Consider the following 13,171-nt stretch of genomic DNA (forward strand, 5'->3'; position numbering starts at 1 on the left):
ACCGGTTCACACCTTGCCACGGCTCCGCACCTGCGCCGAGTGGGCTGTTTATCCATCGACGGCGCGGTGCATCACCAGAGAACATCGCTCTACTCTCTTATCCGATGTGCGCGGTTCCGCCGCGGGCATCCATTGCCGTACGGAGGTCGTCATCATCGGTCCTGCTCGTTCATTCGGTCAGCCGGCGGCGCAGTCAATGCCGTTCGCCGAGACCTTCGCCACCGAGGACCCGGTCCTGCAGACCGCGCGTGCTCTCGCGCACGAGCTCGGCCTGCCCTGTGTCTCCCCCGGCGCCGGCTCGGTGCTGAGCCTGCTGGCCGCCGCGGGCCGCGCCAAGGCGGTCGTCGAGATCGGCACCGGGACCGGCGTGAGCGGCATCTGGCTGCTCCGGGGCATGCGCCCGGACGGGGTCCTCACCACCATCGACGTCGAGCACGAGCACCAGCGGATCGCCCGGCGGATCTTCCTGGAGGCGGGGTACGCGTCCTCGCGGACCCGGATCATCAGTGGCCGTGCCCTGAACGTGCTGCCCCGGCTCTCCGACGGCGCCTACGACCTGATCTTCGTGGACGCCGACACCACCGAGTTCGCGGCATGCACCGAGGCCGCCCTGCGCCTGCTGCGGCCGGGTGGGGTGCTGATCGTGAACGGCGCGCACGCGAACGGCCGGATCAGCGACCCGGCCGCACGTGACGTGGACACCCTCACCGTCCGGGCGACGGTGAAGGCGATCCGCGAGTCCGAGGACTGGATCCCGGCGGTGATCCCGTCAGGCGCCGGGCTGCTCATCGCGGTCAAGCGCTGACAGGTAACGGAGCAGAGTCCGTGCGCCCCAGCCGGTCGCGCCCTTGGTCAGCTCCCGGTCGTGCGCCTCGGCCCAGCTCGGGGCGGACATGTCGAGGTGGGCCCAGCGCATGTCGCCGAAGAAGTCGCGCAGGAACAGGGCGGCCATCACCGAGCCCGGCCCGGCCGGCGCGCTGACCCGGTCGGCGACGTCACTGCGCATGTTGTCCAGGTAGTCGTCGGAGAGCGGGAGCCGCCACATCAGCTCGCCGGCCGCCGCTCCGGCCGCGGTCAGTGATGCGGCGAGCTCGTCGTCCGGGCTGAACAGGGCGGCCGTGCGCTTGCCGAGGGCGACCGCGTTCGCCCCGGTCAGGGTGGCCAGGTTGATCACCAGGTCGGGGTGGAGCACGTCGGCCGCGTAGCCGAGCGCGTCGGCCAGCACGATCCGGCCCTCTGCGTCGGAGTTCGTGTTCTCGCTGGTGGAGCCGTCGTAGTGGGTGATCACGTCACCGGGGCGGAACGCGGATCCGCTCACCGCGTTCTCGGCCAGCGGGGTCAGCGCGGTCACCCGTACCGGAAGGTTCAGATCGGCGGCGCCGAGTGTCGCGGCGATCACCGCGGCCGCTCCGCCCATGTCCTTCTTCATCAGCTTCATGGCGTCGCGCGGCTTGATCGAGATGCCGCCCGTGTCGAAGGTGATGCCCTTGCCGACCAGGACCACGTGGGTGGTCGCACCGGGCGGCTGCCAGGACATCTCGACGAAGCGGGGCGGGGACGCCGAGCCGCCGCCGACCGCCAGCAGGCCACCGAACCGGGCCAGCTCGTCACCGGCGCGGACCGTCACGGTCAGGCCCGGGCGTGTCGCGGCCTCGGCGACGATCTGGGCGGCCAGCCACTCCGGGCTCTTCACCGACGACGGTGTGTTGGTCAGGTCACGCGCCAGCCAGGCGGCCCGTGCCGTGACCCGCGCGTCGGCGAGGCTCTCGGGGTGGGCGGCGCCATGGATGCGGACCTCCCGGGCACGAGGCTTCCGGGGCGCGTCACGATATCGGTACCCGCCGAGCCAGAGGCCCTCCGCCAGGCCGCGCACCGATGCGGCGCCGACACCGGCGGGCAGGTGGATCTCGAGGTCCTCGTCGTCGGCGGTCTCCCGGATCGCCGCGGCGCCGGCCGCCCGCCAGTCCGCCTCGCCGCCGTCGCCGATCCCGGCCAGCAGCATGCGGGACGGGTTGCGCAGCGGGCGCGGGAAGACCGTGATCCGCCCGGCCGTGGCGGCCCCCTCGGTGGCGGCGGCCAGCGCGGACGCCTCGGCGTCCAGCTCCGGGCCGACCGGGACCACACGGGTCGCCGTCTCGTCGGGAACGTCCGTCAATCGGATGTCGAACACGGGAGGATGACCTTTCCTTAAGACGTGGAAAGCCCGCCGGTACGGGCGGTACCGTACCGGCGGGCTCGCGTGAAACGTCAGCCGGCGATCTGCTTCAACGCGTCACCCAGCGCGTTGGCCTCGTCCGGGGTCATCTCCACGACGAGACGGCCACCACCCTCCAGCGGGACGCGCATCACGATGCCACGACCCTCCTTGGTGACCTCCAGCGGACCATCGCCCGTCCGCGGCTTCATCGCCGCCATCTTGTCTCCCCTCAGACCTACGTCAGGGTCGGTGGGTTGCCCCACAGCCACTTGCTCCTGGAATGCCAGCAGCCTCGTCACGTGCTCAGCCCCACGTGACGCGGTGCTCGTTTCCGACCGGCGGCCCGCTCAGGCCGTTTTCACGTCTTCACGCGTTGCGGCCCACCGTGCCGATCAAACATTTTCCCTGATGAACACCGGCGAACCCAAACCCAGCCCGGGCGGATGTGACAGCGTCTAGCATATCCTCTTTCGGGCTGTCACAATGTGCGGTCATGCAGGCGCGGTCCGCACTCTTCGACCTGTACGGCGACTACCTGCGTGCTCGCGGTTCCCGAGCCCCGGTAGCGGCCCTCGTGAGGCTGCTGGCCCCGCTCGACATCGCGGCGCCGGCGGTCCGTACCGCGGTGTCGCGAATGGTGCGACAGGGATGGCTGCATCCGCTACGCATGGCCTCCGGACCGGGCTATCTGCTGACCCCGAAGGCCGCCCGCCGGCTCGACGAGGCGGCCGCCCGGGTGTACCGGACCGGTCGCGGCGGCTGGGACGGCCGCTTCGACATGATCCTGCTGGACGAGCCGATCGGGCGGCAGGACGCGCTGCGGCTCACCTATCTGGGCTACGGACCGCTCAGCGAACAGGTGTGGGTGGCGCCCCGGGCCTCCGACGAGGTGGAGTCGGCGCTCGGCGACGTCGGCCACGCCCGGTTCAGCGCCGCCCACACCGGCGGCTCGGACATCGTCGGTCGCGCCTGGGACCTCGCCCGCATCGGACGGTCGTACGAGGAGTTCGTCACCGTGCTGGCCCCCGTCGTCAAGGCGGTCACCTTGCGCAGCACCGACGAGGAGGCGTACGCCGCCCGGTTCCGCCTGGTCCACGCCTGGCGCTCGTTCCTCTTCCAGGACCCTCAACTCCCCGCCCCGCTGCTGCCGGCGGGCTGGCCGGGTGTGAAGGCCGCGCTCTTCTTCGACAAGCACGCCGCACGGCTGCGCCCGGCCGCCGACCGGCACGTGGAACGTTGCCTGCAATCGGCCACTCGTGGTGGACGTGTGGGATTCTCAGATGCATGACCGCCATCCGACCGCCCCACCCGCCACCCATGAACGGACTCAAGGCGGAATCGCTGCTCGTCGACCGCACTGACGCGGTCGTCACCCTGACCCTGAACCGCCCCGAGGCGATGAACTCGTTCACCGTCGACCTCAAGGAAGCGCTGCGGGACACCCTCGCCCAGCTGGAGAGCGACCGGTCGTGCCGGGCCGTCGTGCTGACCGGCGCCGGCGGCAACTTCAGCGGTGGCCAGGACCTCAAGGAGCACGCGACGCTGCTGGCGGCCGGCTCCACCGACCTGAACACCGTCCAGGTGCACTACAACCCGATCGCGCAGCGGCTGGCCAGCATGCCGAAACCGGTGATCGCGGCGGTCCGCGGGATGGCCGCCGGTGCGGGCGCCTCGCTGTCGCTGCTGGCCGACTTCCGGATCGGCGGGCCGAAGACCAGCTTCCTGATGGCGTTCGCCAACGTGGGCCTGGCCGGCGACAGCGGCATCTCCTGGTCGCTGCCGCGGATCGTGGGGCACGCCCGGGCGGTCGAGCTGCTGCTGCTGGCACGGCCGGTGAAGGCCGAGGAGGCGTCCCGCATCGGCATGCTCACCGAGCTGCTGGAGGACGACGAGCAGGTGCTGCCCCGGGCGCAGGAGCTGGCCGCCCGGCTGGCCGCGGGCCCGACGATCGCCTACGGCGCGATCAAACGGGAGCTGTCCATCGGTGACGCGGGCACGCTGTCGGACGCGCTGGCAGCCGAGGCGCAGGCCCAGGCGATCTGCGGCGCGACCGCGGACCACTCGGCCGCGGTCAACGCCTTCCTCAACAAGCAGAGACCCGAATACCAGGGGCGCTGACGTTACTCGTCCTCGTCCTCTTCCTCGGGGTCCTGGTTCGCCTCGGCCCCGAGGACGAAGGCCTGCATGGCCAGCTCGTCACCGGACGGCCAGACGTAGGTGGGCAGCTCGGAGGGGCCCAGCTCGAGCACGTGCGACCAGAACTGGCGCACCGCCTCCGCCGGGTTGGCCGCCTCGATCGGCATGGCCACGCTGACCAGCCACGGCCTCTTGTCGGCGGGCGGGCCGAGGCGCCGGGCATACCGTTGGAAGGTGTCCTCGTCGATCGCGCCGGCCGGCCCCGCGAAGGGGATCGCCTCGTCGAAGGCGCGCCGCAAATACCACAACGTGAGCTCGCCGTCCGATTTCTCCACCCGCGCCAGGGCCACGACCTGCTCCTCGGCGACCAGCAGCACCTCGTCACCGACGGCGGCGCCGTGGGCGGAAGCCACCGTCACCGTGTCGTGCTGGAACAACCGCTCGGTCGCCCACTGCCCTTCCGGAATGATCACCACGAACTGAGCCATGGTGTCATCTCATCACGGGCACCCAGCAGTCCGTGAGGTGGTCGTCGACCATGCCGGTGGCCTGCATCAACGCGTACGCCGTGGTGGGCCCGACGAATGTGAGGCCCCGCTTCTTGAGCGCCTTGGCCATGGCGGTGGACTCGGGGGTGACCGCCGGGACGTCGGCGCGGGTGCGTGGCCGGTCCCGTCCCGCGGGGGCGAACGACCAGAGCAGCCCGGTCAGGTCCAACTCGGCCGCCACCCGGGCGTTGTGCAGGGCCGCGTCGATCTTCATCCGGTTGCGGACGATGCCCGGGTCGGCCATCAGCCGGGCGGCGTCGGCCTCGGTGAACTCGGCGACCTTCGCGATCGAGAAATCGGCGAACGCGGCCCGGAACGCCGGGCGTTTGCGCAGGATCGTGATCCACGACAGGCCGGACTGGAAGGCCTCCAGCGTGAGCCGCTCGAACAGGGCGTCGTCGCCGCGGACCGGCCTGCCCCACTCCTCGTCGTGGTAGATCGCGTAGTCCGGCGTGCTGCCGCCCCAGGAGCAGCGGGGGCGGCCGTCGGCACCGATCACGATGCCGGTCTCGGTCTCGGTCACGGGAGGCGGCCCTGCTCGACGAGGCGGGCGAACCGCTTGAGCGCGCCGGTGAAGCCCAGTTTCGACCCGGGCCACAGCACCGGCCAGGCGATCCTGCCGACCGCGCCGGCGGGCAGCTGGAACCACTCGTGCAGGACCACCTGGGTACGGTCGCCGGACATCGCGGTGCAGCGCATCGCGCCGGGGCCCTTGAGGACCTTGCCGCAGTGCACGACGCGCACCTCGTACGGCGCGTTGACCTTGACCACGCGCAGCTCGTCGCGGAGGGTCGCCGGGCCGAGCGTCGTGACCGCCTCGACGAGGCTGCCCTCGCCGCCGTCACCCTCGACCACCCGGACGCGGGTGAACGGGATCCACTCGGACTGCTTCTCCCAGTCCATGAACGCGGAGAAGACCTTGGGCGCGGGCGCGTTGACGATCACCGTGGCGGTGAACTCACCTGGGCCCGCCTCCGAGTCGTTGCTCATCTCTTCTCCACCGGCTCCTGGGCCTGGTCCTCGTCGACGGACGGCTCCATCGGGATGACCGGAGAATCCGGAGCGGGCGGGACGGCGGCGGCCGGGGCGAGTGCCGCCTCGCGGGCCCTGCGCAGCGCGTCGGCGTCGTCGGTCCGGCCCTCGCGCAACGCGGCGACCTCGGCCTCGAGCACACCGATCAGCTCGCCCTTGTAGCCGATGTCGTACGCCGCGCGCTGCAGGGCCTGGTCGACCTGCGCCATCCGGTATCCCCGCCAGACGGTGTCGAACCTGGTCCGGGAGATGTCCTCCTCGCCGAGGGGACGGTCACCGGGCAGCGGGACCGCGCGACCGTCGGGCTCGACCGGGGTCAGTCCGGGGTCGCCCCCGCTCAGCAACACGGTCACGCCGAAAACGATCGTCGCCACGACCAGAGCCACGACGATGAAGAGCAGAAGCTGACCCATGCGCACGATGTTGACATGTCCGCTTTCCGGAGGCGAGACCGCCACCCGTCTGGTTCAGGTCCAGCTGAGGATCTTCTTGCGCCAGGCGTAGAGGATGCCCAGGGCGAGCACGGCGACGAAGATGCCCATCTCCGCGATGGACAGGCCACCGAAACCGGGACGATCGAAGATCACCGCCCAGGGGAAGAGAAATACGGCCTCAACTGCGAAAAGCACATAAAGGTATGCATAGACGTAATACCGGATCTGCGCCTGAGCCCAGTCGCCCTCGACCGGGTCGATGCCACTCTCGTAGGAGATCCGCTTGCCCACCGGTTCCGCCGGTCGGCCCGGCCGGAGCAGCCTGTTCGCGCCGAACGCCGCGACGAACAGCAGGACACCGGCGGCCAGGACGAGACCGAGAACCGCATACGAGCCCAGATATCCCTCCACGATCGTGCAGCCTACCGAAGAGCACTAGCTCGCCGTGGCGACCGCTGGCTACTGTGGGCAACGGTCCGCGGCCCCTTCGTAAGGAGCGGCGACGTAGTGTGGAAGTGACGATCAGCGGGCCGGCTCATCGACAGACTTCAAGCCGCCGGACCGCGCCTTTGGGAGGTTGAATCGTGGCCGCTCCAGCGAAGCGAGTCGAGCAACTGGACCGCGTGGTCATCCGATTCGCCGGCGACTCCGGCGACGGCATGCAGCTCACCGGGGACCGGTTCACGTCGGAGACCGCGCAACTCGGCAACGACATCTCGACGCTTCCGAACTTCCCCGCGGAGATCCGCGCACCAGCCGGGACCCTGCCGGGGGTCTCCAGCTTCCAGGTGCACTTCGCCGACTACGACATCCTGACCCCCGGCGACGCGCCCAACGTGCTGGTGGCGATGAATCCGGCGGCACTCAAGGCCAACCTGGCCGACCTGCCCGCCGGGGCCGACATCATCGTCAACACCGACGAGTTCACCCGCCGCAACCTGACCAAGGTCGGCTACACCGTCAGTCCCCTGGAGGACGGCTCGCTCGACGAGTTCGCGGTGCACCCGGTGGCCCTCACCTCCCTGACCCTAGGCGCGCTGGCCGAGAGCGGCGTCTCGAAGAAGGACGGCGAGCGCGCCAAGAACATGTTCGCGCTGGGGCTGCTCAGCTGGATGTACTCGCGGCCGTACGAGTCGACGCTACGGTTCCTGGAGCGCAAGTTCGCCAAGCGGCCCGACCTGGTCGTGGCCAACAAGGAGGCGTTCCGGGCCGGGTGGAACTACGGCGAGACCACCGAGGCGTTCTCGGTGCGCTACGAGATCAAGCCGGCCAAGATGCCGCCCGGGACGTATCGCAACATCACCGGCAACCAGGCGCTCGCGCTCGGGCTGGTGGCCGCCGCGGTCCGGTCGAGACTGCCGCTCTTCCTCGGCGCCTACCCGATCACTCCGGCCTCCGACATCCTGCACGAGCTCTCCAAGCACAAGCGGTTCGGCATCACCACGATGCAGGCCGAGGACGAGATCGCGGCGATCGGGGCGGCGCTCGGGGCCGCCTACGGCGGGGCGCTCGGCGTCACCACCACCTCCGGGCCCGGCGTGGCCCTCAAGGGCGAGACCATCTCGCTGGCCATCGCCCTGGAGTTGCCGCTGGTGGTCGTCGACGTGCAGCGGGCCGGGCCGTCGACCGGCATGCCGACCAAGACCGAGCAGGCCGACCTCAACATGGCGCTGTTCGGCCGGCACGGCGAGGCACCACTCGCGGTGATCGCGCCCAGGTCGCCGTCCGACTGCTTCCACGCGGCGCTGGAGGCGGCCCGGATCGCGCTGACCTACCGGACCCCGGTGATCCTGCTGTCCGACAACTACGTGGCCAACGGGTCCGAGCCGTGGCTGCTGCCGTCCGTGGACGAGCTGCCCGACCTGCGGGTCTCGTTCGCCACGGCGGCCAACACCGAGGACGGGCGCTTCCTGCCGTACCTCCGCGATCCGGAGACGATGGCGCGGCCGTGGGCCGTGCCCGGAACGCCCGGCCTGGAGCACCGCATCGGTGGTCTGGAGAAGGCCGACAAGACCGGGGACATCTCCTACGACCCGGCGAACCACGAGTTCATGGTCCGCACCCGGCAGGCCCGCATCGACGCGATCCCCGTGCCCGATGTGGACGTCGAGGACCCGTCCGAGGCCGCGAGAGTGCTCGTGCTCGGCTGGGGCTCGACCTACGGGCCGATCGGGGCGGCCTGTCGCGCGCTGCGCCAACGCGGTCTCACCATCGCGCAGGCGCACCTGCGGCATCTGTCGCCGCTCCCGGCGAACCTCGGCGAGGTGCTCGCCGGCTACGACAAGGTGGTGATCCCCGAGATGAACCTGGGTCAGCTGGCCGCGGTGATCCGGTCCCGCTATCTTGTCGACGCGGTTCCGTTCAACCAGGTCAGCGGCCTGCCGTTCACCGCGGCGACGCTGGAGAGCATGCTGGAGGACGTGGTCAAGAATGGCTGAGACGATCGCTCTGAAACTGACCGCCAAGGACTTCAAGTCCGATCAGGAGGTCCGCTGGTGCCCCGGCTGCGGGGACTACTCGATCCTCGCGGCCATGCAGCGGTTCATGCCGGAGCTGGGCATCCCGCGCGAGAAGATCGTCTTCGTCTCCGGCATCGGCTGCTCGTCCCGGTTCCCGTATTACATGAACACGTACGGGATGCACTCGATCCACGGGCGTGCCCCGGCGATCGCGACCGGTCTCTCCACCTCCCGCCCCGACCTGAACGTCTGGGTGGTGACCGGTGACGGCGACGCCCTGTCGATCGGCGGCAACCACCTGATCCACGCGCTGCGACGCAACGTGAACCTGAAGATCCTGCTCTTCAACAACCGGATCTACGGCCTCACCAAGGGTCAGTATTCTCCGACGTCGGAACTCGGCAAGATCACCAAGTCGACGCCGACCGGCTCGGCGGACACGCCGTTCAACCCGCTCTCGCTGGCCCTGGGCGCCGAGGCGACCTTCGTGGCCCGGACCATCGACTCGGACGCCAAGCACCTGCAGTCGGTGCTGCGGGCGGCCGCCGAGCACCAGGGCTCCGCATTCGTCGAGATCTACCAGAACTGCAACATCTTCAACGACGGCGCCTTCGACCTGATCAAGGACTCCGACACCCGGGACGCCCACCTGATCCGGCTGGAGCAGGGTGAGCCGATCACCGTCGGCAACCTCAACGTGGTCCACCCCGAGGGCAGTTTCGGCCTCAAGGTGCAGGAGGGCGGCATCCCGATCGTCCACGACGCGACGGTGGACGACCCGGCGTACGCGTTCGCGCTCAGCCGGCTCTCCGGCTCCGATCTCAACACCACGCCGATCGGGATCTTCCGCAACGTGCAGCGGCCGTCCTACGACGAGATCGTCCGCAAGCAGGTGCTCGACGCCCAGGCGCAGGCCACCGGCACTCCGGAGGAGATGTTCGACGGCCTGCTGAACTCGGGCGACACCTGGACGATCGTCTAGACCCGTATTCCGCGGGTCGATGATCGTGGTGGGTTTCGGCGTGGTGGGTTGGTGCCGGGAAGTGCCGGTGGCAGCGTGCCGGGCTGTGAGAGAGCGTGCGCGGTACGGCCCGGTGCCGTCGGTGGAGAAGGCGTTGGGGTCGTTGCCGGTGGTCGCGGCGTTCGCTTCCCGGCTGCGGATTCGGGATGTCATCGATGGGTTGTGTCCGGTCGACGACCGGTCGGAACTGACTCACGGCCAGGTTGTCGAGGCGTTGGTCGCGAATAGGTTGACCTCGCCGGAACCGTTGGTCCGGGTTCGGGACTGGGCGGGCGGGTACGCGGTCGAGGAAGTCTTCGGGTTGCGTGCCGGCCAGCTCAACGATGACCGGGTCGGTCGGGCTCTGGATGCGATCGCGCCGCAGGTCGACTCGATCTCCGGGTCGGTCGGGGCGGCCGCGATCGAGGTGTTCGGCATCGATGTGTCTCGCCTGCATTGGGATATGACCTCGATCTCGCTGCACGGGGAGTACGAGCAGGCCGATGAGGACTATCCGGCGCCGAAGTACGGCCATCCCAAGGACCGGCGGGCGGACTTGAGGCAGGTTCAGACCGGGATCGCGGTGACCGGTGACGGCGGGGTGCCGGTATTTCACCGGGCGTATGACGGTGGTGCCGGTGAGGTCGCCCAGGTGGTACCGATGATGAAGGCGTTGCAGCAGATCGCCACCGCTCGGCGGCTGTTGATCGTCGGGGACTCGAAACTGGTGTCGTACGACAATCTGACGAAGATGCACGCTGACGATGTCACGTTCGTGGCTCCGGCGTCGAAGGCGTACGTCAAAGCCGAGCGGTTGGCCGGCCTGGATCTGGACCGGGCTACCCCGGTCGACTACGTCGCCGGTCGTGACCAGGGCAAAGACCCCGATCGGTGGGGGACGTGGCATGTGTTCGAGGACGCCATGATCCTGGCCGGTCCCCGCAAGCGCGATCCGGTGCTCACCCTGCGTCGGGTGTTCGTGCACTCCAGCGCCCGGGCCGGTGCCGCGGTCACGGCGCGGGCCCAGAAACTCGACCGGGCCCGCGACGACCTGGCCCGGCTTGAGCGTGGGCTGGGCTCGCGGCACTACCCGGACGTCGCCGCGGTCGAGGCCCGGCTGGCGGTGATCGGCAGGACCCGCCGCGTCGCCGGTTATCTGCAAACGGCGACCGGCACCGACACTGCGACTGGGAAACCTACCCTCACCTGGTCTTTCGATCAGAGTGTGATCGACGCCGAAGCGGCGACCGACGGCTGGTACGCGCTGCTGACGAACCTGGACACGGCCGACGCTGACGCCACTCAGGTCCTGCTGCATTACAAGGGCCAGGAAGCCGTTGAACGTCGTTACTCGGCGTTCAAGGGCCCCCTGGCCGTCGCCGCGATCTATCTGAAGAACAACCGTCGGATCACTGCCATGATCACCGTGGTCTGCCTCGCGCTGCTCGTCTTCAGCCTGATCGAACGCCAGATCAGGGCCGCGTTACGCGCCCAAGGTCGGACGACCGTCGCCGGCCTCTACGCCGGCCGGCCCGCCGTCCCGACGACCCGGCTGATCTTCCAGGCCCTTACCGGGCTGAGACTCATTCCCGCGACCAGCGGGAACCTGCACACCATCCCTCAACCCACACCTCTGCAACTCGAAATCCTCGACCTGCTCGACGTCAACCCGTTGGAATGGTGCTGACGATCGCCGACGTGCGGAATACGGGTCTAGACGCTGACCCCGCCGGGCACGGACTCGTCGTCACGGATGTAGACGAGCAGGTCGCCGGTCTCGATCGTGACGATCTGCTCGCCACCGAGCGGCAGCACCTTGCCCCGGCGGATCAGCGCCACCACCAGGGTCGGCAGCTCGCGCGGGTTACGGCCGACCTCGGCCCGCTCCGCCGACCGCATCGCCAGCGCCATGCCCTGCCCCGGAGTCAGCAGATCCTCCACCACGTCGATCAGCGGCGGCGCGGTGGTGGTCAGGCCCAGTAGCCGGCCCGCCGTCGACGACGACACGATCACGTGGTGGGCGCCGCTCTGCTTGAGCAGGGCGGCGTTCTCCTGCTCGCGGACGGCCGCGATGATCCGCACCTGGCCGGCCGTCAGCTGGCGCACGGTCAGCGTGATCAGCACCGACGCCTCGTCCCGGTCGGTGGCGATGATGACCGACTTGGCGTTCTTCACATCCGCGTCGTTCAGCACCGACGACCGGGTCGCATCGCCCTCGATGACGACGAATCCGCTGGCCGCGGCCTGCCGGACGCCGGCCTCCCGGTTCTCCACGATGACGATCCGAGACTTGTCGTACCCCGTCTCCAGCAGTGCGGCGACCGCGGCCCGGCCCTTCGTGCCGTAACCGCAGATGATCACGTGGTCCTTCAACTTGCGCCTCCACCGGCTGACCCGAAGGCCTTTGCGGTACTGGTCGGTCAGCACCTCCAGTGTGGTGCCGACCAGGATGATCAGGAAGAGGACCCGGGCAGGCGTGATGAACAGGACGTTCACCAGCCGGGCCGACTGGGTCGACGGCGTGATGTCGCCGTAGCCGGTGGTGGAGAGCGAGACGACCGCGTAGTAGAAGCAGTCGAGCAGGGTCAGTCCGTCCTCGTTGACGTCCCGGTATCCCTCGCGATCGGCGTAGATCACCGCGACCGCGAACAGCACCAGGGAACACGCCATCAACAACCGGAACCCGAGAGCCCTCAGCGGCCCCTGCCGGACCATAGGTAGATGAATCATGGAACCGCCCGCACGCGATCACCTTAACGGTCAAGCTGAAGGACGTATCCCAGCACATCACATCAGTCACCGGCCGCGCGCGTCGGAGGTCCCACATGCGCCACCTGGCGGTAACCGCGCTCGTCGTCGCCGCGCTGCTCCCCGGCATGCCCGCGACCGCGGCATCGACGAGCCGCGAGGAGATCCTGGCGAGTTGGACCCAGCCGACCCCGGAGAGCACGGCCGCCTGGAAGGCCGCCCGCCAGGACCGGGCCCGCTGGGCCGTCTACCGTTTCGACTGGTCGAGCGACGTGTGCTCACGCGCGCCGGACACCCCGATCGGCTTCGACTTCGCCGACGCCTGCCGGCACCACGACTTCGGCTACCGCAACTACCGCGACGACCTGGCCGGTCACAAGGACCGCATCGACGAGGTCTTCCGCGCCGACCTGCGCCGCGTCTGCGATGCCCGGCACCAACTCGCGCAGCCGTTCTGCAACAGCATCGCGTTCACCTACTACGAGGCGGTCCGGTTCCTGCCCAGGACATAGATCATGCGGTACGCCCGGAGACGTCGGCAGACGCCGTCCACGCCGTCCCGTTCGTACACCGCGACGCCGGCGGCCGGTCCCGGCCGACAGCGCGACCGCCGGGCG

Annotated in this window: 15 protein-coding genes; 7 read left to right on the plus strand and 8 right to left on the minus strand. The window is 69.5% G+C overall.

What is annotated here, in order from left to right:
* Positions 1–196 precede the first annotated feature (196 nt).
* On the plus strand, positions 197–805 hold the full coding sequence (locus ACQPZW_RS45955) for an O-methyltransferase (protein ID WP_433792275.1): 609 nt from the start codon (positions 197–199) through the stop codon (positions 803–805).
* Here the strand turns inward: ACQPZW_RS45955 and ACQPZW_RS45960 are convergent.
* Both ACQPZW_RS45960 and ACQPZW_RS45965 read right to left on the minus strand, forming a co-directional pair.
* Positions 770–2,170 (minus strand): leucyl aminopeptidase family protein, encoded by a 1,401-nt coding sequence (locus ACQPZW_RS45960; protein WP_433792276.1) that lies wholly within the window; start codon positions 2,168–2,170, stop codon positions 770–772. The genes ACQPZW_RS45955 and ACQPZW_RS45960 overlap by 36 nt on opposite strands.
* A 77-nt stretch (positions 2,171–2,247) precedes the next feature.
* Complete coding sequence (locus ACQPZW_RS45965; RefSeq protein WP_317790010.1) at positions 2,248–2,415, minus strand: DUF3117 domain-containing protein; 168 nt, start codon at positions 2,413–2,415, stop codon at positions 2,248–2,250.
* 275 nt (positions 2,416–2,690) lie between these two features.
* Between ACQPZW_RS45965 and ACQPZW_RS45970 the strand changes: the two genes are divergently transcribed.
* Positions 2,691–3,485 carry a PaaX family transcriptional regulator gene (locus ACQPZW_RS45970; RefSeq protein ID WP_433792277.1) on the plus strand — a complete coding sequence of 265 codons (795 nt, stop codon included), beginning with the start codon at positions 2,691–2,693 and terminating at the stop codon, positions 3,483–3,485.
* A 29-nt stretch (positions 3,486–3,514) separates the two neighbouring features.
* Positions 3,515–4,315 (plus strand): enoyl-CoA hydratase-related protein, encoded by an 801-nt coding sequence (locus ACQPZW_RS45975; protein ID WP_433792278.1) that lies wholly within the window; start codon positions 3,515–3,517, stop codon positions 4,313–4,315.
* A 2-nt stretch (positions 4,316–4,317) separates the two neighbouring features.
* Here ACQPZW_RS45975 and ACQPZW_RS45980 read toward each other — a convergent pair whose 3' ends face one another.
* The 5 genes from ACQPZW_RS45980 to ndhC are packed head-to-tail and all read right to left on the minus strand — an operon-like array spanning position 4,318 to position 6,758.
* On the minus strand, positions 4,318–4,821 hold the full coding sequence (locus tag ACQPZW_RS45980) for a hypothetical protein (protein WP_433792279.1): 504 nt from the start codon (positions 4,819–4,821) through the stop codon (positions 4,318–4,320).
* A 4-nt stretch (positions 4,822–4,825) separates the two neighbouring features.
* On the minus strand, positions 4,826–5,404 hold the full coding sequence (locus ACQPZW_RS45985) for a DNA-3-methyladenine glycosylase I (RefSeq protein WP_433792280.1): 579 nt from the start codon (positions 5,402–5,404) through the stop codon (positions 4,826–4,828).
* Positions 5,401–5,871, minus strand: a complete 471-nt coding sequence (locus ACQPZW_RS45990; protein WP_433792281.1) for an SRPBCC family protein — start codon at positions 5,869–5,871, stop codon at positions 5,401–5,403. Before ACQPZW_RS45990 ends, ACQPZW_RS45985 begins: the two co-directional genes overlap by 4 nt.
* The gene (locus ACQPZW_RS45995) at positions 5,868–6,326 is read right to left on the minus strand and encodes a DivIVA domain-containing protein (RefSeq protein WP_433792282.1); all 459 of its coding nucleotides are present in this window, start codon (positions 6,324–6,326) and stop codon (positions 5,868–5,870) included. Before ACQPZW_RS45995 ends, ACQPZW_RS45990 begins: the two co-directional genes overlap by 4 nt.
* Before the next feature lie 54 nt (positions 6,327–6,380).
* Entirely contained in the window at positions 6,381–6,758 is a 378-nt protein-coding gene (ndhC, locus tag ACQPZW_RS46000; RefSeq protein WP_433792283.1) for an NADH-quinone oxidoreductase subunit A, read from the minus strand.
* A 248-nt stretch (positions 6,759–7,006) separates the two neighbouring features.
* On the opposite strand from ndhC, the gene ACQPZW_RS46005 reads away from it, so the two are divergent.
* From ACQPZW_RS46005 to ACQPZW_RS46015, 3 genes are all read left to right on the plus strand, one after another.
* Positions 7,007–8,785 (plus strand): 2-oxoacid:acceptor oxidoreductase subunit alpha, encoded by a 1,779-nt coding sequence (locus ACQPZW_RS46005; protein WP_433797835.1) that lies wholly within the window; start codon positions 7,007–7,009, stop codon positions 8,783–8,785.
* Positions 8,778–9,788, plus strand: a complete 1,011-nt coding sequence (locus tag ACQPZW_RS46010) for a 2-oxoacid:ferredoxin oxidoreductase subunit beta (protein ID WP_433792284.1) — start codon at positions 8,778–8,780, stop codon at positions 9,786–9,788. Before ACQPZW_RS46005 ends, ACQPZW_RS46010 begins: the two co-directional genes overlap by 8 nt.
* A 121-nt stretch (positions 9,789–9,909) precedes the next feature.
* Positions 9,910–11,493 (plus strand): IS1634 family transposase, encoded by a 1,584-nt coding sequence (locus tag ACQPZW_RS46015; RefSeq protein WP_433792285.1) that lies wholly within the window; start codon positions 9,910–9,912, stop codon positions 11,491–11,493.
* A gap of 26 nt (positions 11,494–11,519) precedes the next feature.
* Here the strand turns inward: ACQPZW_RS46015 and ACQPZW_RS46020 are convergent, their stop codons facing one another.
* Positions 11,520–12,536 (minus strand): potassium channel family protein, encoded by a 1,017-nt coding sequence (locus ACQPZW_RS46020; protein WP_433792286.1) that lies wholly within the window; start codon positions 12,534–12,536, stop codon positions 11,520–11,522.
* Positions 12,537–12,631: 95 nt separating this feature from the next.
* Here ACQPZW_RS46020 and ACQPZW_RS46025 point away from each other — a divergent pair, with 95 nt between their 5' ends.
* Positions 12,632–13,066 carry a phospholipase gene (locus tag ACQPZW_RS46025; RefSeq protein ID WP_433792287.1) on the plus strand — a complete coding sequence of 145 codons (435 nt, stop codon included), beginning with the start codon at positions 12,632–12,634 and terminating at the stop codon, positions 13,064–13,066.
* The last annotated feature ends 105 nt before the right edge of the window (positions 13,067–13,171 follow it).

It is taken from the genome of Actinoplanes sp. CA-252034 (assembly GCF_050956125.1).
Lineage (GTDB): Bacteria > Actinomycetota > Actinomycetes > Mycobacteriales > Micromonosporaceae > Actinoplanes.